Below are 18,211 nucleotides of genomic sequence, written 5' to 3'. Positions count from 1 at the left end.
GTCGTTTGTCGCCGGGCCTATTCGGCGGCCGGGCGGAACTGTTCGTGTTCGGTCGATTCATGCATCGCGGTCGTCGACGACTTGCCGCCGGTGATCGCCATGGAGACGGCATCGAAGTAGCCGGTGCCGACCTCGCGCTGGTGCTTGGTCGCGGTGTAGCCGTTCACTTCGGCGGCGAACTCCGCTTCCTGCAGCTCCGAGTAGGCAGCCATCTGGCGATCCTTGTAGCCGCGGGCCAGCTCGAACATGCCGAAGTTGAGCTGGTGGAAGCCAGCCAGCGTGATGAACTGGAATTTGTAGCCCATCGCGCCCAGCTCGCGCTGGAACTTGGCGATCGTCGCGTCGTCGAGGTTCTTCTTCCAGTTGAACGACGGCGAGCAGTTGTAGGCCAGCTTCTTGCCCGGATGCGCCTTGTGCACGGCTTCGGCGAACTTCTTTGCCTGGGCGAGATCGGGCTTGCCGGTTTCCATCCAGATCAGGTCGCAGAACGGAGCGTAGGCGATGGCGCGGGCAATGCAGGGCTCGATGCCATTGCGCACCTGGTAGAAGCCTTCCACGGTCCGACCGGCGTCATAATCGACGAAGGGCTGGTCGCGCTCGTCGATGTCGGAGGTCAGAAGCTTGGCGGCTTCCGCGTCGGTGCGGGCAACGATCAGCGTAGACGTGCCCATCACGTCGGCGGCGAGACGCGCCGCGTTCAGGTTGCGGATGTGCGCCGCAGTGGGGATCAGAACCTTGCCGCCGAGATGGCCGCACTTCTTTTCCGAAGCCAGCTGATCCTCGAAGTGGACGCCAGCGGCACCCGCCTCGATGAACGCCTTCATGATCTCGAAGGCATTGAGCGGGCCACCAAAACCGGCTTCCGCGTCAGCCACGATCGGGGCGAACCAGGTGTCGACCGACAGGCCCTTGCCTTCGGACACCTCGATCTGGTCGGCGCGCTGCAGCGTGCGGTTGATGCGCTTGACCAGCTCAGGGGCCGCATTGGCCGGGTAGAGCGACTGGTCGGGATACATGGCGGACGCGGTGTTGGCGTCGGCGGCGACCTGCCAGCCCGAGAGGTAGATCGCCTTGAGACCGGCGCGGACCTGCTGCATCGCCTGGTTGCCGGACATGGCGCCCAGCGCGTTGACGAAATCTTCCTCATGGATGAGCTTCCACAGGCGGTTGGCGCCCATCTCGGCGAGGCTCTGCTTGATCTGGACCGAGCCGCGCAGCCGCTTCACATCCTCCGGCGAATAGGGGCGCTCGATGCCATCGAAACGGCCTTCCGGGGCTGAAGGGACGAGGTTGTAAAAATCAGTCATTGTCGACTCCGTCTGGTCACTTTGGGGCTTGAGGCGGTCGCCGCGTCTTGGCTTCTTGCGGCGATTTCTATGTGACTTGTTTGACATCGCAGCGCCGAAGCAGCCAGAAAATTCAACAATTTGGCCGTGAGATAAGAGAAAACCTGTGTTGCGTTTGACAAAGGCCCGCTGTAAATTTGTAAAAAATGTAAAAGATCGGGTAGGGCAAAACCCCTACTTTCGTTGTAAAAATGGTGTAAAAGCCGATGGCCGAGCAGAAAATCTTCGCCGGACCGCGCATCCGACGCATCCGCAACCAAAAGGGCCTGACCCAGACGGCGATGGCCGAGGGGCTTGGCATTTCGCCGTCGTATCTCAACCTCATCGAACGCAACCAGCGGCCGCTGACGGTCCAGCTGATCCTCAAGCTCGCCTCGGTTTACAAGGTCGAGCCGGAGGAGCTTCAGGGCGAGGCGCGCGGTTCGATCGCTTCGCTTCGTGAGGTCTTCGCCGATCCGCTTTTGGCCGGCGAACTGCCGGGCGATCAGGAGCTGGTCGAGATTGCCGAGGCAGCGCCGAATGCGGCGGCGGCGGTGATCAAGCTGTTTCGCGCCTATCGCGAGCAGGCCGAGCGTCTGTCCGATCTCACCGAACTGCTAGCGCGTGAAGGGCACACGACGGCACTGTCAGGCGCGCGCCTGCCGATCGATGAGGTACATGAGGTCTTCGAGCGCCGGCCCAATCATTTTACCTCGCTGGAAGAGGAGGCGGAGGCCTTCACGACGTTGCTCGACCCAGGCGATGATCTGTTTGGCGCGCTGAAGGCCTGGCTCAGGCGCGAGCACGGCATCGTCGTCAAGGTGCTGCCGGTCGCCACCATGCCCAACTGGCGCCGACGCTACGACCGCCATTCGCAGCGTCTTTTCCTGTCCGAGCGGCTGTCACCCTTCGACCAGCTGCGCGAAGTGGCGATGGAGGCGAGCCTCATCCGCATGCAGGTGGCCGTCGCCGCCGAGATCCAGGCGCTGAAGCTGACGTCGGACGAGGCGCGTCGGCTCGCCCGTTTCGAGCTCGGCCGCTACGCCGCACATGCGCTGATGATGCCCTATCAGGCGTTCTTCGCAGCCGCTCAGCGCGCGCGCTACGATGTCGACGTGCTGCGCTCGCGCTTCGGCGTGTCGTTCGAGCAGGCCGCCAACCGGCTGACAATGCTCCAGCGCTCCGGCGCGTCTTCGGTGCCGTTCTTCATGCTCGAGGTCGACAATGCCGGCAATCGCTTCCGCAAGGCGGGCGCGCAGGGCTTCCCGCAAAGCCGCTTCGGCGGAGGGTGCCCCAAACTGCCGGTGCATGCCGCCTTCACCCAGCCCGGCCAAATTTTTGTCGAGGCGGTCGAGATGCCCGATGGCGCCGAGTTTCTGTGCGTTGCGCGAACGCTGGAGGGTCCGCAAGGCGCCTTCAGCGAGCGGCCACGGCGCACCGCGATCCTGCTTGGCTGCGACATCGCCTTCCGCGACGAGATCGTCTATGGCGCAGCTTTGCCCGCACCTGCCGTCGGCGCCAAGCCAGGCGCGGTCGCCGCGACGCCGATTGGCCCGGCCTGCCGGCTTTGCGAGCGTTCCGGATGCCTGTCGCGCGCCGAACCGCCGATCACCCGCCCTCTTGGTCTCGACGAGATGGTGACGGGGCTCTCGGCTTTTGACTTCCAGTAGACATCAGGCGATCAGTCTGGATGCAGTCTCATCCGTGCCCAGGCCGGTGTGGGCCAGGAGACGCGCGGTGCCGGAATCGAGCGGCCGCCCATACAAGAAGCCTTGCGCCTCGTCGCAGCGCCGATCCTTGAGGAACGCTGCCTGGAAATCGGTCTCGACGCCTTCGGCCAGCACCGGGATCGACAGCTTGTGACCAAGCTCGATGACTGTCTCGATGACGCTGGTTGCCTGCGCCTGCCGGCCAAGCGCGTTGAGGAAGCTGCGATCGACCTTGATCTTGTCGAAAGGGAAGGAAAACAGCGTCGACAGCGACGAGTAGCCGGTGCCGAAATCGTCCATGGCGATCCGAACGCCCAGGGCCTTGATCTGGCGCAGGATATGGAGCGCCTGCCCGGGATTTTCGATCAGCGCTGTTTCGGTGATCTCGATTTCGAGGCGGGTGGGGGCCAAGCCGGTCTCGGCCAAAATCTCCTTGAGACGCTCGGCGAAATTGGGGCGCATCAACTGGATCGGCGAGACATTGACGGCCACGCCCAGTGGTGCCGGCCACAGGGTTGCCTCCTGGCAAGCCTGCACCATCACCCAGTCGCCGATCTCAACAATGATGCCGGTCTGCTCGGCCACCGGGATGAAATCGGAGGGCGCGACCTCGCCGAGCGCGCTGCTGGTCCAGCGCAGCAGGGCTTCGAAGCCCAGCAATTCGCGTTTCTTCATCGCAATCTGCGGCTGGAACACCAGGCGTAGCGAACCGTCGGCGACAGCGCTGCGCAGGCCGATCGCGATCTGTCCGCGCCTGCGGCCGTCTTCGTCGGCATCCGCGTCGAACCAGCACCAGCTACCGTCAGGCACTTTTTTCGAACGGTACATGGCAAGGTCGGCGCGCATCGTCAGCTCGTCGATGCTGTCGCCATCCCTGGGGTAGACAGCGATGCCGATGCTGGCGCTGGTCGAAAAGCGCGCTTTGCCAAGTTCATTGGGCCGCGAAAAGGCATCGCTGATGCGCGCGGCAAACTCCTCGACCTCGTTCTCGCGGGTGAACGGTTTCACCGCGATGAATTCGTCGCCGCCGATGCGGGCAAAGAACTCGCCGTCGATCAGTGCCGAACGCATGCGTGCTGTCGTCTGGCTCAACACCGCATCGCCCGCCGCATGACCGTAGACGTCGTTGATTTCCTTGAAGCGGTTGAGATCGATGGCGATGAATGCCAGCGACGTGCCGCCGGCCTGATTCAGCCGCATCGGCAGTTCGTCGCGAATGGCGGCACGATTGGGCAGGCCGGTCAGCGGGTCGTGCATGGCCAGATGCCTGTAGTGCGCGACGGCGTCCTGCTGGCCCTGTTCTTCGGCAAGGTGCGTGACGGCGCCGAGCACCACCACGAGCACGGTGACTGCAATGACCAGGATCGCAAGCACGCTGTCGGACATGAGTTGGCCAGGGACCGCGACGCGCGGGTCGGGCGTGATCTGCACCGCGCCCATCGCGGTGAAATGCATCATGCCGATCGCCAGGATAAGGGCGGTGATGCCGATATACTGGCTGCGGCGCGAGGTTCCCCGTGCCATGCGGTTGGTCGCCAGCATTCCGAGAACGGCACCAGCAAAGATAGAAAAGGCAACGAGGGCCGGATCGTAAGAAACCGTGCCGGCCACAACGAAGCCGCGCATGCCGGTAAAATGCATCAGCGCAATGCCGGCGCCGATGATGATGCCGCCCATCTCGATCATCCAGCCACGCTCTAGACTGGCGGCGATCAGGAAGCCAGCCATCGACGTGGCGATCGCAAAGGCCAGCGAAAGCACGGTGAAGTTCGGCTCGAAACCATGTTCGACACTGGGGGTGAAGCCCAGCATCGCCAGGAAATGTGTTGTCCAGATCGTCATGCCGCCGGCGACGCCGGCCATGAAGACGAAAGCCGCATGCTTGGCGCGCCTGACATTGCGGGCACGCGAAAACAATCGCATCGATACCACGCAGCCGACGGCGCAGATGACCAATGCCGCGGCGACGAAGCGGTAATCATGTTCGGTGACGAGGCAGTTGAGTACGGTCATCATGTGCGGTTCCTTGCGTGCCTCGGCCCGACGAATTGGGATCGTTTTCGACAGGCGTGGTGCGCGGATTCAAAGAATTCGACTGCCCTTATCGAGGCCAAACATTGCCGATCCGTTTCTTCACGCTGGGGTAGGGCGCGGGGTTGATGTGCCAGGTAATTGAATGGCGTGGCTTCCCCACCCATGTGCTGTTCCAGATCGGGCGATGGCACAGTATCTGGAGAGGTGGCTATGGGTAGTTCTGATGTCGGGCATAAGAGGAAGCGGTGGCTGAAGCGCGGTGCGCTCGCGGTTGTGGCGTTGCTGATTGTCGTTGTGTTGCCGCTCAGCTTCATCCTGTATCCGGTTTTCAAATCCTATCCGTCATTGGATATATCGACCGGGGATTCTTTGGCTGACAAGAACACGCAGGATTTGGCCCATCTTCGCAATATGCAGATGATCGAACGAAGCTTTACGGCTCAAACCAGCGAAGCCTTTGGCCAAGCGCTTGACGAACTCACTACCCGAGCCTCCGAACTCGACCGGCCCGCACTGGCGATGGGAGCAGCGAAGGCGGTCGCCCTTGCCCAAAACGGTCACACCAATGTCCTGGGCCTTGCCGGCGGACAAGGCTTCAATGCCGTTCCGCTGCGTCTCGGCTGGTTTGCAGACGGTCTTTTCGTTGTCCGCGCCACCAGCGAGCATCGCGATCTTGTGGGTGCGCAAATCCTGGCGGTGAATGGCCAGTCGCCCGATGAACTGGTCAAAGCGTTGCGCCCATATGTCGGTGGCACCGACAAATACGCACGCGAGCTTTCGCCGAATTTCATGATTTCGCCTGAATTGCTCCACGCCGCCAAATTGGCGGGCAAGCCGACCGAAAGCGAGTTTCGCGTTCGCAAGGCTGATGGCTCCGAGATCGAGCGCACGCTTGCTGCATTGCCAGCCAAAGGTGAGCCTTTGCCGAGAACCGTGTGGCCAAAGCGGGATCTAAGTCCGGTCGTGGCGAATGAGAGTGACGCCGCATGGGTCCATGTCCTGGATGGTGTTGAAACGCCTGGCTATCTCTCGCGCCCCGATCAGAATTCCTGGCACAGCTATCTGGAAGCGGACGATATCCTCTACKTGCAGCTCAACCGGTTCCGCGACCAAGAGCAGGCCCCGATCTCCGACTATCTCGCAGAACTGCTTGCTGAGGCCGGCAAACGCGAGGTCAAGCATGCTGTCGTGGATCTGCGGTTCAGTCCGGGYGGCAATTATCTGCTCGCAACCGATTTTTCGCGACTGCTGCCTGAGGTGGTGCCGAATGGGCAGATATTCATTCTGACCAGCGGCAACACGTTCTCGGCGGCAATCAGCATCGCGTCGCGGCTGAAATATTACTCGGGCCAGCGTGCCGTGCTGATCGGCGAGGAGATGGGGGACGCAGCCCAATCCTGGGGAGAGGGCGGTACAACGATCTTGCCCTACTCCAAGATCGCTTTCCGATACACCACAGCCTACCACGATTGGGAAAATGGCTGCCGTCTGTCACAGATCGGGACGTGTTTTTTCCTGAACTATTTCTACGGCACGGCGGCGGGCTCCTTGTTGCCTACTGTTCCAATCGCACAGACCTTCGCCAGCTATGCCGCTGGCGATGATGCTGTGATGTCAGAAGTGCTGAGGTTGGCGAAACAAGACAAATAGAGGGTCAAAACAAACCTTTGGCGGTTTAGAATGCCGTTCCGTTGGCTTGGTAGCTGCGTGCACGCAAGATCGTCGTTGCGCCGATGAGGATCGCGATGCTGCCTACGACGAGCCCGGTGTAGAGGAAGGTGTTGGCAAAACCGAACGCCGCGATCATCGGCTGGCTGACGAAGGGCGAGATGAAGTGGCCGGCAAAGATACTCGCCGTCATGCCGCCGGCAACGCGGCCGCGCATTGCGGGCGCTGCGGCTGCCATCGCCGCCGCGGCAATGTTGGGCATGATCATCCCAAGCCCCAGCCCGACCACGCATGCGGCCGCCAGCACCGTCGCCAGCGTATCGGTCAAACCTAGAAGACCATAGCCGATGGCCGTCAGGCCAAAGGCCAGGCCGAATACGCCGATCACCCCAAGCCTGGCGCGCAAGGTGGCATAAAACAATGCTACAGCTGCCCCGATCATGTTGCCCAGGCCGATCGCCAGCCCTGCCACGGTTGGCGAGCCCATGCCCATGGCATTGAGATAGAACGGCAGCTGCGTTGGAAGCAGGTAGTAGGCGACACTGTTGAGAACGGCCGCGATGTAGACGGCAATGACCGCAAGCCAGACTGTGCGGCTTGCTGTCTGCGTGGACGCATCCACAGCGGATGGATTGTTGCGCGCAGGCTCATTGATGAAAGCCAGAACGGCCGGGATTAGTAACAGTGACAGGCCATAGACGGCAAAGGGCGCGCGCCAGTGCAATTCGGCCAGCATGCCGCCGCCGGTCAAAAAGATCAGTCCGCCAATGCCGACAAAAGCTGACTGGTAACCCATGAAACGGTCGCGTTCCGGCCCGGAGAAGTAATCGCCGACAAGTGCAGTCGCGGTCGTCATGACGCCAGCGACCGCGACGCCGAGCAAAGCGCGTCCGACAAGAAGCCCAGCCAGACTGTCGGTAAGCAGTCCCGACATGCCGCTGAGCCCGTAAAGCAGAGCGCCCGAGATCAGCAACGGCTTGCGCCCGAAGCGGTCGGCAAGCCCGCCGGCGAAGGGCGCGCAAATGACTATGAACAATGCGGGCAGCGTCAGCACCAGCCTGGTCAGGATTTGGACATGGCCGCTGCCAGCGAAGTGGCTTTCGATGGCCGGCAGCGACGGCGATATGGTCGCGCCTGACATGATGGTCAGCGTGCTGATGAGCAGCAGCGTGGCATTGCGGCCGGCATGGCTGTCGGGAAAGGGATTTGCCCGCACGACCTGAACCTGTTGCGCCATGGTCATGCCGCCACCTCGATAAAGGGCGTGTTGGTACGGGCATCACGAAGATTGATCGCCCACCATTGCAGGCGCGCGAGCAGAACCGACATCGCCTTGCGTGCGTCTCGCGGTTCTAGCAGCGCGCCTGAGGTGTCGAACCTCCTCGAGGCGAAGGCAAAGCTCACAGTGTCGCGGATCGCCACGACATGAAGCTCGGCGAAGACCAGGCGCAATTGTTCGATGGCCCGCAGCCCGCCGGAGATGCCACCATACGACACGAAAGCCAGCGGCTTGGCCTGCCACTCCACGCTGTGGGCGTCGATCAGTGCTTTGAGGTCGGCGGTGTAGCCGTGATTGTATTCGGGCGTCACCACGATGAACGCGTCGGCCGCGCCCAGGCGGCGCGCGATATCGGCACGATTGTTGGCAAGCTCGCGCGGGTCGATCAGGTCGATGGAGAACTGCTGGTGGCCGCGAATCTCGGTTGCGGCCCAATCGACGACGGTGTCGCAGAAGCGGCCTTCGCGGGCGCTGCCATAGATCAAGGCGAGCTTGATTTTCTGAGGCATTTTTGGGGTGGCTCCGTTTCATTTTTGCAGGAGCCCCGTCTGTAAAACCTCATCTAATATTGAGGTCAAGCGCTAATTTGAAACTTTGAAAACGGCGTCTGGCGTTTCGGCTCGGCAGTGCAGCTTTGCTCGTGCCACAACGGGATCGGAGCGCTGGACCTCGTCACAAAGGCAGCCTTACGTTACGCGAACGCACAAGCCCCAGTCGTTTAGAGCGCATCGTGCCGCTCGCAAGTCGTCGAGATTAGCGCCATGACAGATCTCGCCGCTCCGCCGTCGCCAACAGGCGCTACACCGCACGTCTCGCGGCGCGAGGAGCGTCTCGGCGTATTCCTGGTGTTCATGTCGGCACTGATGTGGAGCCTGGGCGGGGCCATTGCTCGCTTTATCGAGGAACCCGACAGCTGGACGGTGGTATTCTGGCGCTCGGTCTGGGCCGCGGCCTTCCTGCTGGCCTTCATGGTCTGGCGCGACGGCCTGCGCGGAACGCTGAAACTTTTCCGCGACATGGGCCTGCCAGGCCTGTTGGTGGGGATATGCTTCGCCACCGCCTCGACCTCGTTTGTCGTCGCTCTTTCCTACACGACCGTCGCCAACATCCTTCTGATGCAGGCCGGCGTGCCGCTTTTGGCGGCGTTGTTTGCCTGGGTGCTGTTTCGTGAGCGCGTGGCTGTCGCCACCTGGGTGGCGATTTTCGCGGTCATCTCAGGCGTCGCCATCATGGTCTCCGAATCGTTCAGCGGCCAGGTCTCGCCGGTCGGCGACGGGCTTGCTTTGCTGATCGCCGTGGCGTTTTCCATCGCTACAGTCATCACCCGGCGCTTCGCCCATGTGCGCATGACACCCGCCACCTGCCTTGGCACCATGATTGCTGCAGCCTTTGCCGCCTTGCAAGCTTCAACGTTTGCCGTGTCGCCACGCGACATGGGTTTCCTGTTTGCGTTCGGCGTGATCAATCTCGGTCTTGGCCTTGCCTTCTTTGCGACTGGCGCAAGATTGGTCCCGGCCGCCGTTGCCGCCCTGATCGGTACCTTCGAGCCGTTGCTCGGCCCGATCTGGGTCTGGCTCATCCACGGCGAGGTACCGTCGGTTCGCACCATCACCGGCGGCGCGGTCATTTTCACTGCTCTGCTGGTGCATCTGACACTGGAGTTCAGACGCCAGGCAAGGCCCCAGAGGCCGGGTGTGACGGGCATGCCTGTCCCTGATTAATCAATACATTGTTTACCATTGACAACGCTGCTGTCCGGCGGGCAGGCTGCGACTTGAGGGTAACAACAACAACACAGGCGTATCTTGCCAGGTTCCACTGCCGGGGCTTCGGTGTCCGCAGCTGTAAATCGCCAGAACGTTTGCGCCGCGCGGCAAGCCGGCGGGAGCGCGCTACCTTCGTCACTCGATTTTGCATAGGGATCAGGATGCTGCCGGGACGGGCGCGTCCGTGAAAGGAGAATGTCATGAACCGTAGAGCGCTTTGGCTGACCGCCGCGTCAGCCCTTGTTGCCATTGTCGCGACCGCCGCAAACGCCCAGGAACGGGTCGTCAACGTCTACAACTGGTCGGACTACATCGACTCCTCGATCATCGAAGACTTCACCAAGGAAACCGGCATCAAGGTCGTCTACGACGTCTATGATTCCAACGAGATCCTTGAAACCAAGCTGCTTGCCGGCGGCAGCGGCTACGATGTCGTCGTGCCGACCGCCAGTCCTTTCTTGGCGCGCCAGATCCAGGCGGGCGTCTACCAGAAGCTCGACAAGTCCAAGCTGCCTAATCTGGCCAACATGTGGGACGTGGTCAGCGAGCGAACCGCCGCCTACGATCCCGGCAATGAATACTCGGTCAATTACATGTGGGGCACGGTCGGCATCGGCTACAACCAAAAGAAGATCAAGGAAGCACTCGGTGTCGACAAGATCGACAGCTGGGATGTCGTTTTCAAGCCCGAACAGCTCGCCAAGCTGGCCGATTGCGGCGTCTATGTCCTGGATTCGCCAACTGACATCATTCCGACGACGATGATGTATCTCGGTCTCAAGCCGCAATCGACGGCGCTCGACGATCTGTCAAAGGCGGAGGAAGCACTGCTCAAGGTGCGGCCGTCGATCCGCAAGTTCCACTCGTCGGAATACATCAACGCGCTCGCCAATGGCGACATCTGCCTCGCCGTTGGCTGGTCGGGTGACGTCTTCCAGGCGCGCGACCGTGCGGCTGAAGCGGATCAGGGCGTCGTCGTCGACTACGTCATTCCCAAGGAAGGTGCCGAGATGTGGTTCGACCAGATGGCGATCCCGGCTGACGCCAAGCACGTTGCCGAAGCGCACGAATTCATCAACTACATGATGGAGCCGGAAGTCGCGGCCAAGGCGTCCAACTACATCTTCTATGCCAACGGCAACAAGGCGTCGCAGCAGTTCATCGACAAGGACATCGTTGGCGATCCGGCGATCTTCCCCGATGAGGCGATGCTGGCGAAGCTCTTTACCGTCGCGCCTTACGATCCCAAGACCCAGCGCGCGGTGACCCGCAGCTGGACCAAGATCGTCACAGGGCAATAATTGTAGGGACTGTCCCGGCGCCATTGGGCGCCGGGATTTATTACCGGGGCAGGACGGAGAGGGACATGAAATCGCTCGGCAACATCCGCAGGGAATTTGCGCCCTGGAACCAGCCTGACGCCAAGCCCTACATTCAATTCAAGAACGTCACCAAGCGCTTTGGTGATTTCATCGCCGTCAACAACCTCTCGCTATCGATCTACGAGCGCGAGTTCTTCGCGCTGCTCGGCGCTTCGGGCTGCGGAAAGTCGACGCTGCTGCGCATGCTCGCCGGCTTCGAGGAGCCGACGTCCGGCCAGATCCTGCTCGACGGCCAGGACCTGCGCGGTATTCCGCCCTATCGGCGGCCGGTCAACATGATGTTCCAGTCCTACGCGCTGTTCCCGCATATGACTGTCGAGCAGAACATCGGCTTTGGCCTCAAGCAGGACGGCATGCCCAAGGCCGAGATCGAAACGCGCGTCGCCGACATGCTCAAGCTGGTCAAGCTTGGCCAATTCGCAAAGCGCAAGCCGCATCAGCTGTCGGGTGGCCAGCGCCAGCGCGTCGCACTTGCCCGTGCTGTCGCCAAGCGGCCCAAGGTGCTGTTGCTCGACGAGCCGCTCGGCGCGCTCGACAAGAAGCTGCGCGAGGAAACCCAGTTCGAGCTGATGGACTTGCAGCAGACGCTCGGCCTGACCTTCGTTGTCGTCACCCACGACCAGGAAGAGGCCATGACCATGGCCGACCGCATCGCCATCATAGACAAGGGTGAGGTGATGCAGGTGGCGACGCCAGCCGAGGTCTATGAGGCGCCGGGATCTCGTTTCGTCGCCGACTTCGTTGGCAACATCAACATGTTCGAAGGCAAGGTCGCCGACCGTGACGGCATGGGTGCGACCATCGCCAGCACCAATGGCGTGAGCATCCGCACCGCCAATGCCGGCGATGCCCCGGCGGGCAGCGAGGTCGCCTTCGCCATCCGACCCGAGAAGATCAAGGTATCGTCGAAGAAGCCGGAAGGCAGCGACAATGCCATGGAAGGCGAAATCTACGACATCGCCTATCTCGGCGACATGACCATCTTCCATGTTCAGCTCGGCAACGGCCAGGTGGTCAAGGCGAGCTCGCTCAACGCGACGCGCGCCACCGAAGACCCGCTGAGCTGGGACGACAAGGCGTGGATCTCCTTCCGCAACGACGCCGGCGTCGTTCTGACGCGATAGGTGGAGAGATGAAACGCCCCCTCTCGGCCATCACCGACCGCCTCGTCATCATCGTCCCTTATCTCTGGCTGCTGTTTTTCTTCCTCATTCCCTTCTTCATCGTCTTTAAGATATCGCTGTCGACCACCGCGATCGCCATGCCGCCCTACACGCCGGTGCTTGGCCTTTCCGACGGCTTTTCTGGCCTAATGTCGCAAATCGGCGAATTCAGCTTCGACAACTATCTTTGGCTGACGCAGGACGCGCTCTACTTCAACGCCTATGTCTCAAGCGTCATCATCGCGGGGATCTCGACGTTCCTGGCGCTGCTTGTCGGCTATCCGATCGCCTACGGCATGGCACGTGCACCGGCGACGATCCGTCCGACGCTGCTGATGCTGGTCATCCTGCCGTTCTGGACCAGCTTCCTGATCCGGGTCTACGCTTGGATCGGCATCCTCAAGCCCGAGGGCCTGCTCAACCAGTTCCTGCTCGCCACCGGCGTCATCGATCAGCCGCTGGTGATCCTGAACACCCATACGGCGATCTTCATTGGCATCGTCTATTCCTATCTGCCATTCATGATTCTGCCGCTCTATTCGGCGCTCGAGAAGATGGACTATTCGCTGATCGAGGCGGCGCAGGACCTTGGCTGCCCGCCAACCACCGCCTTCTGGAAGATTACCTTCCCGCTGTCGCTGCCCGGCGTCATCGCTGGCTGCCTGCTGGTGTTCATTCCGGCAGTGGGCGAATTCGTCATTCCCGATCTGCTTGGCGGCTCGCAGACGCTGATGATCGGCAAGACCCTGTGGAACGAGTTCTTCGCCAATCGCGACTGGCCGGTCGCCTCGGCCGTGGCTGTGATCCTGCTTCTGCTGCTCGTCGTGCCGATCATGTTTTTCCAGCAGGCGCAGGCCCGCGCTCAGGAACAGGAGCGCTGAGATGAATTCGAGCTGGAGCCGCTTCAACATCACAGCTATCGTTTTGGGCTTTGCCTTCCTCTATCTGCCCATCGTGCTGCTGGTCGTCTTTTCCTTCAACGAATCCAAGCTTGTCACTGTCTGGGGCGGGTTCTCGACCAAATGGTATGTCTCGCTGTTTCACAACCAGGGCCTGATGGATGCTGCTTGGGTAACCATCCGTGTCGGTCTGATTTCGGCGACGCTTGCGACAGTGCTCGGCACGCTCGCTGCCTTGGCGTTGACCCGCTACACCCGGTTCAAGGGCAGGGTGCTGTTTTCGGGCATGGTGTTTGCCCCGCTGGTCATGCCGGAAGTGATCACCGGCCTGTCGCTGCTTTTGCTGTTCGTCGCCGTCGGGCTCGATCGCGGTTTCTTCACGCTCACGCTCGCCCACATCACCTTTTCGATGTGCTTTGTTGCGGTCGTGGTGCAGTCGCGGCTGGTCACCTTCGACCGCTCGCTCGAAGAGGCGGCGATGGATCTGGGGGCTCCGCCGGTGAAAACCTTCTTCCAGATCACGCTGCCGGTGATCTTGCCCGCCATCATCTCCGGCTGGATGCTGGCCTTTACGCTGTCCATCGACGATCTGGTGATTTCGAGCTTCACCTCGGGTCCGGGCGCAACGACCTTGCCGATGAAGATCTACAGCCAGGTGCGGCTTGGCGTGACGCCGGAGATCAATGCTGCCTGTACCATCCTGATCGCCATCGTCGCCATAGGCGTCATTGCCGCCTCGCTGGTCAACAAACAGCGCGAGGTCCAGCGCCTGCGCGACGAGCAGGCCGCGCAACGAGGGTGAGCGGGCACGCCGCCCTGCCGTCAGCAACGCCGGGCACAAGCGGCCAAAAACGGAAATGCAAGGTCGTGAAACGCCCAAAAGGTCAGGTTTTCCAAGGGTATGCCACTGGATAAGCCAAAGTCGCCATGATAGCGTCGTGGCGATAATCTTGAGGAGTAGGGTACATGACACGTTTTATGGCTACGGCCGCAGTTTTGTCTTTCGTCGCACTGGCCGCAGCGGCCTGTAACACCCCGCAGGAACGTGCGTTGGGCGGCGGTGCCGTCGGCGCAGCCGGTGGCGCACTCGTTGGCCAGGCCATCGGCGGCAACACCGGTGCGACTGTTGCAGGTGCGGTCATCGGCGGTCTCGCCGGCGCCATGATCGGTGCTGGAACGGCTCCGGGCCAATGCCGCTACCAGCAGTTGGATAGCCGCGGCCGTCCGATGTACGACCGCAACGGCAATCCCATGAGCTACGAGGCTCCTTGCCGGTAACACCACCCCGCCAGTTCTGACTAACTGTCCTTTGGGGGACAAAAACGGCGCGCTTCGACCGAAGCGCGCCGTTTTGCATTGTTGCTCTGAGCGGGCAGGTTGCGGTTCCGACACCAGAAGCTGAATCGAGGCTCCTTCAAACGTGTGATTCGCGCATACCCCGGACGAGGTGTTAAGCTGCCTTTGTTGTCTGGTGCGTTCACCCAGCGCATTTGCCGGCAACAAAATGCGTGAGTGGGGCCTCTACCCCAGCCCCCAATGCCCGAGAGGCTCCACTCGCCGTCTCCTTCGCACTCCATCAACGATCAACAAACCGTGCGTCGATAGCGCTGCGCTGGCACAGGTGGTAAATTGGGCTGTTGCGGGGCATGGGGCTGGCGCAACTGGTGGGAGGGAGCCCACGGCTTTGCTTGAGCGGCGCTCTCCCACCGCACCTTCACGACATCTCGGCACCGGTACCTATGCATGATCGTCGGCCGTGGCCGGCAGAATCCCTGGAAATCGATTTGCCGATTGGCGTTGGCAACTAAGTGTCCAAACGCGCCGTTTTGCATTGGTGTGCGCCGGTAAGGGGCAACGTTCAAGACTTGGAGGAATACTTCGTCATCACGCCCCGCTGCCGTAGAGGTGGCGGGGCTATTTGCGTTGGCCAAACTTGCTCTTGCCGATGCCGCCATAAGCTTCACGTTGGGGAAGCAACCCTCGATTGCCGAAACTTGTCTTTAGAGGGGGGCTTTGTTCACGTGCATTCGAAAGTCGCAATCATGCAGGAGTAGAAAATGAGCGTGTTTCGCAACGATGTTTCCACCGAAAGCGATGAAACTGCCGCAGGGAATGTAAGCCGCCGCAACGTGCTTCTTGGGGGCACGGTACTGGCGGCAGCCGGTGTCGTGGGCTCGATAGCCTCAACGACCAAAGTACAGGCTCAACAACAGGCGTCGACCGCAGGCGGCAAGCCACCGAACGTCCTTGTCATATTTGGCGACGACATMGGTGTCCCCCAGATCAGTGCCTACACGATGGGCCTGATGGGTTACCGCACGCCCAACATCGACCGCATCGCTTCCGAGGGCGCGAACTTCACCGATTCCTATGGCCAGCAGAGCTGCACGGCTGGGCGCGCTTCGTTCATACTCGGGCAGGAGCCGTTCCGCACCGGGCTCCTGACGATCGGCATGCCGGGCGATCCGCACGGCATCCAGGAGTGGATGCCCACGATTGCCGATGTCATGAAGTCACAGGGATACGCCACCGGGCAGTTCGGCAAGAACCATCTTGGCGATCGCGACGAACACCTGCCGACCAATCACGGTTTCGACGAGTTCTTCGGCAACCTCTACCATCTCAATGCGGAGGAAGAACCAGAAGGTTATTTCTATCCGAAAGATCCGGAGTTCAAAAAAAAGTTCGGTCCTCGCGGTGTCATCAAGTCGAGTGCTGACGGCAAGATCGAGGATACCGGTGCGCTCAACACCAAGCGTATGGAAACGGTCGACGAGGAGTTCCTGGCCGCCGCCAAGGACTTCATCGACCGACAGGCCAAGGCCGACAAGCCGTTCTTCGTCTGGTTCAACTCGACCCGCATGCACATCTTCACGCATTTGAAGCCGGATTCCTTAGGCAAGACCGGGAAAGGCATCCATGCCGATGGCATGGTGGAACATGACGGACATGTCGGCCAGCTGCTCCAGCAACTCGATGACCTCGGCATCACCGAGAACACGATCGTGCTTTATACGACCGACAACGGTGTCGAAATCGCGCTGTGGCCGGATGGCGCCATTACACCGTTCCACGGCGAGAAGGGAACCACTTGGGAAGGCGGCATGCGCATCCCGATGATGGTGCGCTGGCCGGGTGTCGTGAAACCGGGTACGCAGATCAATGAACCGGTGACGCTCATGGACTGGCTGCCGACCTTCGCGACCGCAGCTGGTCTTCCCGACGTCAAGGAGAAGATGAAGACCGGTTTCCAGGCCGGCAGCAAGACTTTCAAGGTCCATCTCGACGGCTACGACCTTACCGAACTCCTCAAGGGCGAGGCCAAGGCGCCGCCGCGCGATGCCGTCTACTATTTCGATCAGGGCGGCAATCTCAACGCGATCCGCTGGAACGACTGGAAGCTTAGTTTCGCCATAGCCAGCCACGGCAATATCGCCACAGCGACGCGCGAGATTCCGAGCTGGGCTCTGATTACCAACCTGCGCATGGACCCCTATGAACGGGGGCTCGAGGAGGGCGGTGGCGCCATGGAATTCCTTGGGCGCAACATATGGTTGCTGGTGCCCATCCAGGGCAAGATCAAGGAGTTCTTCTCCGATTTCGATCAGTTCCCGTTCCAGACGGGAAGCTCCCTGAATGCTGGTGGCATCAACTACGGATGGCTGCAGCAGCAGGCCGCACTGAAGAGACTGAACGAACTTGAGGGGCTGGCGCCTCGATAAGGTTGCCAGTGGCAAGGAGGGCGAATCAGTTCGCCCTCCTCGCTTGCCCAGCATGGGGCGTGCACATCTCCGGTCTTTGTAACGGTCAGCCAAGCCAAGCAGCAAGGATGTGGTGTCCATCTGCTGATGGTCGGGTCAAAACCCTTGAAAGCCAAGGATTGCCAGTCGCAACATGGAATTGCCGGTAGCTGGCGCCCTTGCGCACGTATTGCTTTGATTTGACTGGGAAAAATGATGGTACGGTTGGGTGGGCTCGAACCACCGACCTCCGGATCCACAATCCGGCGCTCTAACCAACTGAGCTACAACCGCGTACCTGTTGGTGCGGCGTCAATACGGACTCTTCGAACGCATTTCAAGAGCTTTGCGCATATTCCACTGCGGCGATTTGCGCTGCCTGTGGGAAGTCCTTGATATCCGGCGTTTCGGCGCCGCGAAAAATAGAAAAAGGCCGGCGGGAGGAGCCGGCCTTTTCCTGTAATGACCAGCGGGAGGAGGTGCTGGCCGCTTCGCCCGACAGGCAGAGGGAGGAGGAAACCGCCCGCCGGGTATCTGTTCAGGCGCTATTAGGCGGCCTTGAGGTCTTTCAGTGCCTTTTCGAAAGCGGTCTTGACCGGCTTCGAAACGTCTTCGGCGGCCTTCGAGGCAACAGCCTGGAATTCCTTGGCCTGTTCGACGGTCTGCTCGACGCGGCCGCGCAGATAAGAGGTCTGCAACTCGATGACTTCCGACAGCGTCTTGGCGCCGGCCAGAGCTTCGAGATGCGCGAAACCGGTCTCGGCATTGGTGCGGAGGGCGGCAATCGCCTTGAGCGACAGCTCGTTAGTCACGCTGCGGGCGGTCTCGTAGCTGGTCTCGATGGTCTTTTGCGCCTCTTCGGCACCGGTCTTGAGCTTGGTATAAGCTTCCTTGGACTGCTCGACGCCCTTTTCGGCGAAGACGCGGAACTGGTCGGAGGCCTTGGAAACGTCAAAGCTCGGCATTTCAATGGTATCTGCGAATTCTGCGGTCTTGGTCTTGGACATTGTCTCACCCTGTGGACTGGACGGGGTGTTGTCACCCGTCTCGTTTATTCGCATGTTGGATATAGGGCATTTTATGGTGCATTGCAATATCTATGTTGCAGTGCACCATTTCCGTCCGGCGGGGTTAACCACGTGGCGAGAATAATGCCGCTAGGGTCCACCTGTTTGCTAGACCTTGGCGATGACGGCTTTTATTAACAAAGCATTAATTACGAGAATGCGTGCCTTGCGGGTTATGT

14 protein-coding genes and 1 tRNA gene are annotated in these 18,211 nt (G+C 60.9%); 9 read left to right on the top strand and 6 right to left on the bottom strand.

What is annotated here, in order from left to right; genetic code table 11:
• Positions 1 to 17: 17 nt before the first annotated feature.
• Positions 18 to 1,307, bottom strand: a complete 1,290-nt coding sequence (aceA, locus tag AC1DWF_RS01080; RefSeq protein WP_476781367.1) for an isocitrate lyase — start codon at positions 1,305 to 1,307, stop codon at positions 18 to 20.
• A gap of 245 nt (positions 1,308 to 1,552) precedes the next feature.
• Between aceA and AC1DWF_RS01075 the strand changes: the two genes are divergently transcribed.
• Entirely contained in the window at positions 1,553 to 2,995 is a 1,443-nt protein-coding gene (locus AC1DWF_RS01075; protein ID WP_476781368.1) for a helix-turn-helix domain-containing protein, read from the top strand.
• 3 nt (positions 2,996 to 2,998) lie between these two features.
• Here the strand turns inward: AC1DWF_RS01075 and AC1DWF_RS01070 are convergent, their stop codons facing one another.
• Complete coding sequence (locus AC1DWF_RS01070; protein WP_476781369.1) at positions 2,999 to 5,050, bottom strand: putative bifunctional diguanylate cyclase/phosphodiesterase; 2,052 nt, start codon at positions 5,048 to 5,050, stop codon at positions 2,999 to 3,001.
• A gap of 228 nt (positions 5,051 to 5,278) precedes the next feature.
• On the opposite strand from AC1DWF_RS01070, the gene AC1DWF_RS01065 reads away from it, so the two are divergent.
• Positions 5,279 to 6,718, top strand: coding sequence for a hypothetical protein (locus AC1DWF_RS01065; protein WP_476841390.1), 1,440 nt, complete (start codon positions 5,279 to 5,281; stop codon positions 6,716 to 6,718).
• A 25-nt stretch (positions 6,719 to 6,743) separates the two neighbouring features.
• On the opposite strand, the gene AC1DWF_RS01060 is transcribed toward AC1DWF_RS01065, so the two are convergent.
• Together AC1DWF_RS01060 and AC1DWF_RS01055 are read right to left on the bottom strand one after the other, a co-directional pair.
• Positions 6,744 to 7,979, bottom strand: a complete 1,236-nt coding sequence (locus AC1DWF_RS01060) for an MFS transporter (protein ID WP_476787760.1) — start codon at positions 7,977 to 7,979, stop codon at positions 6,744 to 6,746.
• Positions 7,976 to 8,524, bottom strand: coding sequence for an NADPH-dependent FMN reductase (locus AC1DWF_RS01055; protein WP_476781372.1), 549 nt, complete (start codon positions 8,522 to 8,524; stop codon positions 7,976 to 7,978). Before AC1DWF_RS01055 ends, AC1DWF_RS01060 begins: the two co-directional genes overlap by 4 nt.
• A gap of 252 nt (positions 8,525 to 8,776) precedes the next feature.
• Between AC1DWF_RS01055 and AC1DWF_RS01050 the strand changes: the two genes are divergently transcribed.
• The 7 genes from AC1DWF_RS01050 (at position 8,777) to AC1DWF_RS01020 (ending at position 16,947) form a co-directional block, all read left to right on the top strand.
• Positions 8,777 to 9,736: a DMT family transporter gene (locus AC1DWF_RS01050; protein ID WP_476781373.1), complete on the top strand. Its 960-nt coding sequence runs from the start codon at positions 8,777 to 8,779 to the stop codon at positions 9,734 to 9,736.
• A 245-nt stretch (positions 9,737 to 9,981) separates the two neighbouring features.
• Positions 9,982 to 11,082, top strand: coding sequence for a polyamine ABC transporter substrate-binding protein (locus AC1DWF_RS01045; RefSeq protein WP_476787759.1), 1,101 nt, complete (start codon positions 9,982 to 9,984; stop codon positions 11,080 to 11,082).
• Between the two features lie 65 nt (positions 11,083 to 11,147).
• Positions 11,148 to 12,287 (top strand): ABC transporter ATP-binding protein, encoded by a 1,140-nt coding sequence (locus AC1DWF_RS01040; RefSeq protein WP_476781375.1) that lies wholly within the window; start codon positions 11,148 to 11,150, stop codon positions 12,285 to 12,287.
• Between the two features lie 8 nt (positions 12,288 to 12,295).
• On the top strand, positions 12,296 to 13,207 hold the full coding sequence (locus tag AC1DWF_RS01035) for an ABC transporter permease subunit (RefSeq protein WP_476781376.1): 912 nt from the start codon (positions 12,296 to 12,298) through the stop codon (positions 13,205 to 13,207).
• 1 nt (position 13,208) lies between these two features.
• A complete protein-coding gene (locus AC1DWF_RS01030; RefSeq protein WP_476781377.1) occupies positions 13,209 to 14,027 on the top strand; it encodes an ABC transporter permease in 819 nt (272 codons plus the stop codon).
• A 164-nt stretch (positions 14,028 to 14,191) separates the two neighbouring features.
• Positions 14,192 to 14,503: a hypothetical protein gene (locus AC1DWF_RS01025; protein ID WP_476781378.1), complete on the top strand. Its 312-nt coding sequence runs from the start codon at positions 14,192 to 14,194 to the stop codon at positions 14,501 to 14,503.
• Positions 14,504 to 15,282: 779 nt separating this feature from the next.
• Positions 15,283 to 16,947, top strand: a complete 1,665-nt coding sequence (locus AC1DWF_RS01020) for an arylsulfatase (protein ID WP_476787758.1) — start codon at positions 15,283 to 15,285, stop codon at positions 16,945 to 16,947.
• 235 nt (positions 16,948 to 17,182) lie between these two features.
• Here AC1DWF_RS01020 and AC1DWF_RS01015 read toward each other — a convergent pair.
• Positions 17,183 to 17,259: transfer RNA gene (locus AC1DWF_RS01015), tRNA-His, on the bottom strand.
• 254 nt (positions 17,260 to 17,513) lie between these two features.
• Complete coding sequence (locus tag AC1DWF_RS01010) at positions 17,514 to 17,972, bottom strand: phasin (protein ID WP_476787757.1); 459 nt, start codon at positions 17,970 to 17,972, stop codon at positions 17,514 to 17,516.
• Positions 17,973 to 18,211: the final 239 nt, after the last annotated feature.

This window comes from Aminobacter sp. P4_D5, assembly GCF_056401815.1.
The sequence above is the reverse complement of the archived record's forward strand: the minus strand, read 5'-3'. Positions and strand labels throughout refer to the sequence as shown.

What these genes read in the sequence shown, in the direction of transcription:
- AC1DWF_RS01035 (WP_476781376.1), top strand. Translation starts at nt 12,296, where the DNA reads ATGAAACGCCCCCTCTCGGCCATCACCGACCGCCTCGTCATCATCGTC.
- AC1DWF_RS01075 (WP_476781368.1), top strand. Translation starts at nt 1,553, where the DNA reads ATGGCCGAGCAGAAAATCTTCGCCGGACCGCGCATCCGACGCATCCGC.
- AC1DWF_RS01055 (WP_476781372.1), bottom strand. Translation starts at nt 8,524, where the DNA reads ATGCCTCAGAAAATCAAGCTCGCCTTGATCTATGGCAGCGCCCGCGAA.
- AC1DWF_RS01010 (WP_476787757.1), bottom strand. Translation starts at nt 17,972, where the DNA reads ATGTCCAAGACCAAGACCGCAGAATTCGCAGATACCATTGAAATGCCG.
- AC1DWF_RS01045 (WP_476787759.1), top strand. Translation starts at nt 9,982, where the DNA reads ATGAACCGTAGAGCGCTTTGGCTGACCGCCGCGTCAGCCCTTGTTGCC.
- AC1DWF_RS01030 (WP_476781377.1), top strand. Translation starts at nt 13,209, where the DNA reads ATGAATTCGAGCTGGAGCCGCTTCAACATCACAGCTATCGTTTTGGGC.
- AC1DWF_RS01060 (WP_476787760.1), bottom strand. Translation starts at nt 7,979, where the DNA reads ATGACCATGGCGCAACAGGTTCAGGTCGTGCGGGCAAATCCCTTTCCC.
- AC1DWF_RS01070 (WP_476781369.1), bottom strand. Translation starts at nt 5,050, where the DNA reads ATGATGACCGTACTCAACTGCCTCGTCACCGAACATGATTACCGCTTC.
- AC1DWF_RS01050 (WP_476781373.1), top strand. Translation starts at nt 8,777, where the DNA reads ATGACAGATCTCGCCGCTCCGCCGTCGCCAACAGGCGCTACACCGCAC.
- aceA (WP_476781367.1), bottom strand. Translation starts at nt 1,307, where the DNA reads ATGACTGATTTTTACAACCTCGTCCCTTCAGCCCCGGAAGGCCGTTTC.
- AC1DWF_RS01040 (WP_476781375.1), top strand. Translation starts at nt 11,148, where the DNA reads ATGAAATCGCTCGGCAACATCCGCAGGGAATTTGCGCCCTGGAACCAG.
- AC1DWF_RS01025 (WP_476781378.1), top strand. Translation starts at nt 14,192, where the DNA reads ATGACACGTTTTATGGCTACGGCCGCAGTTTTGTCTTTCGTCGCACTG.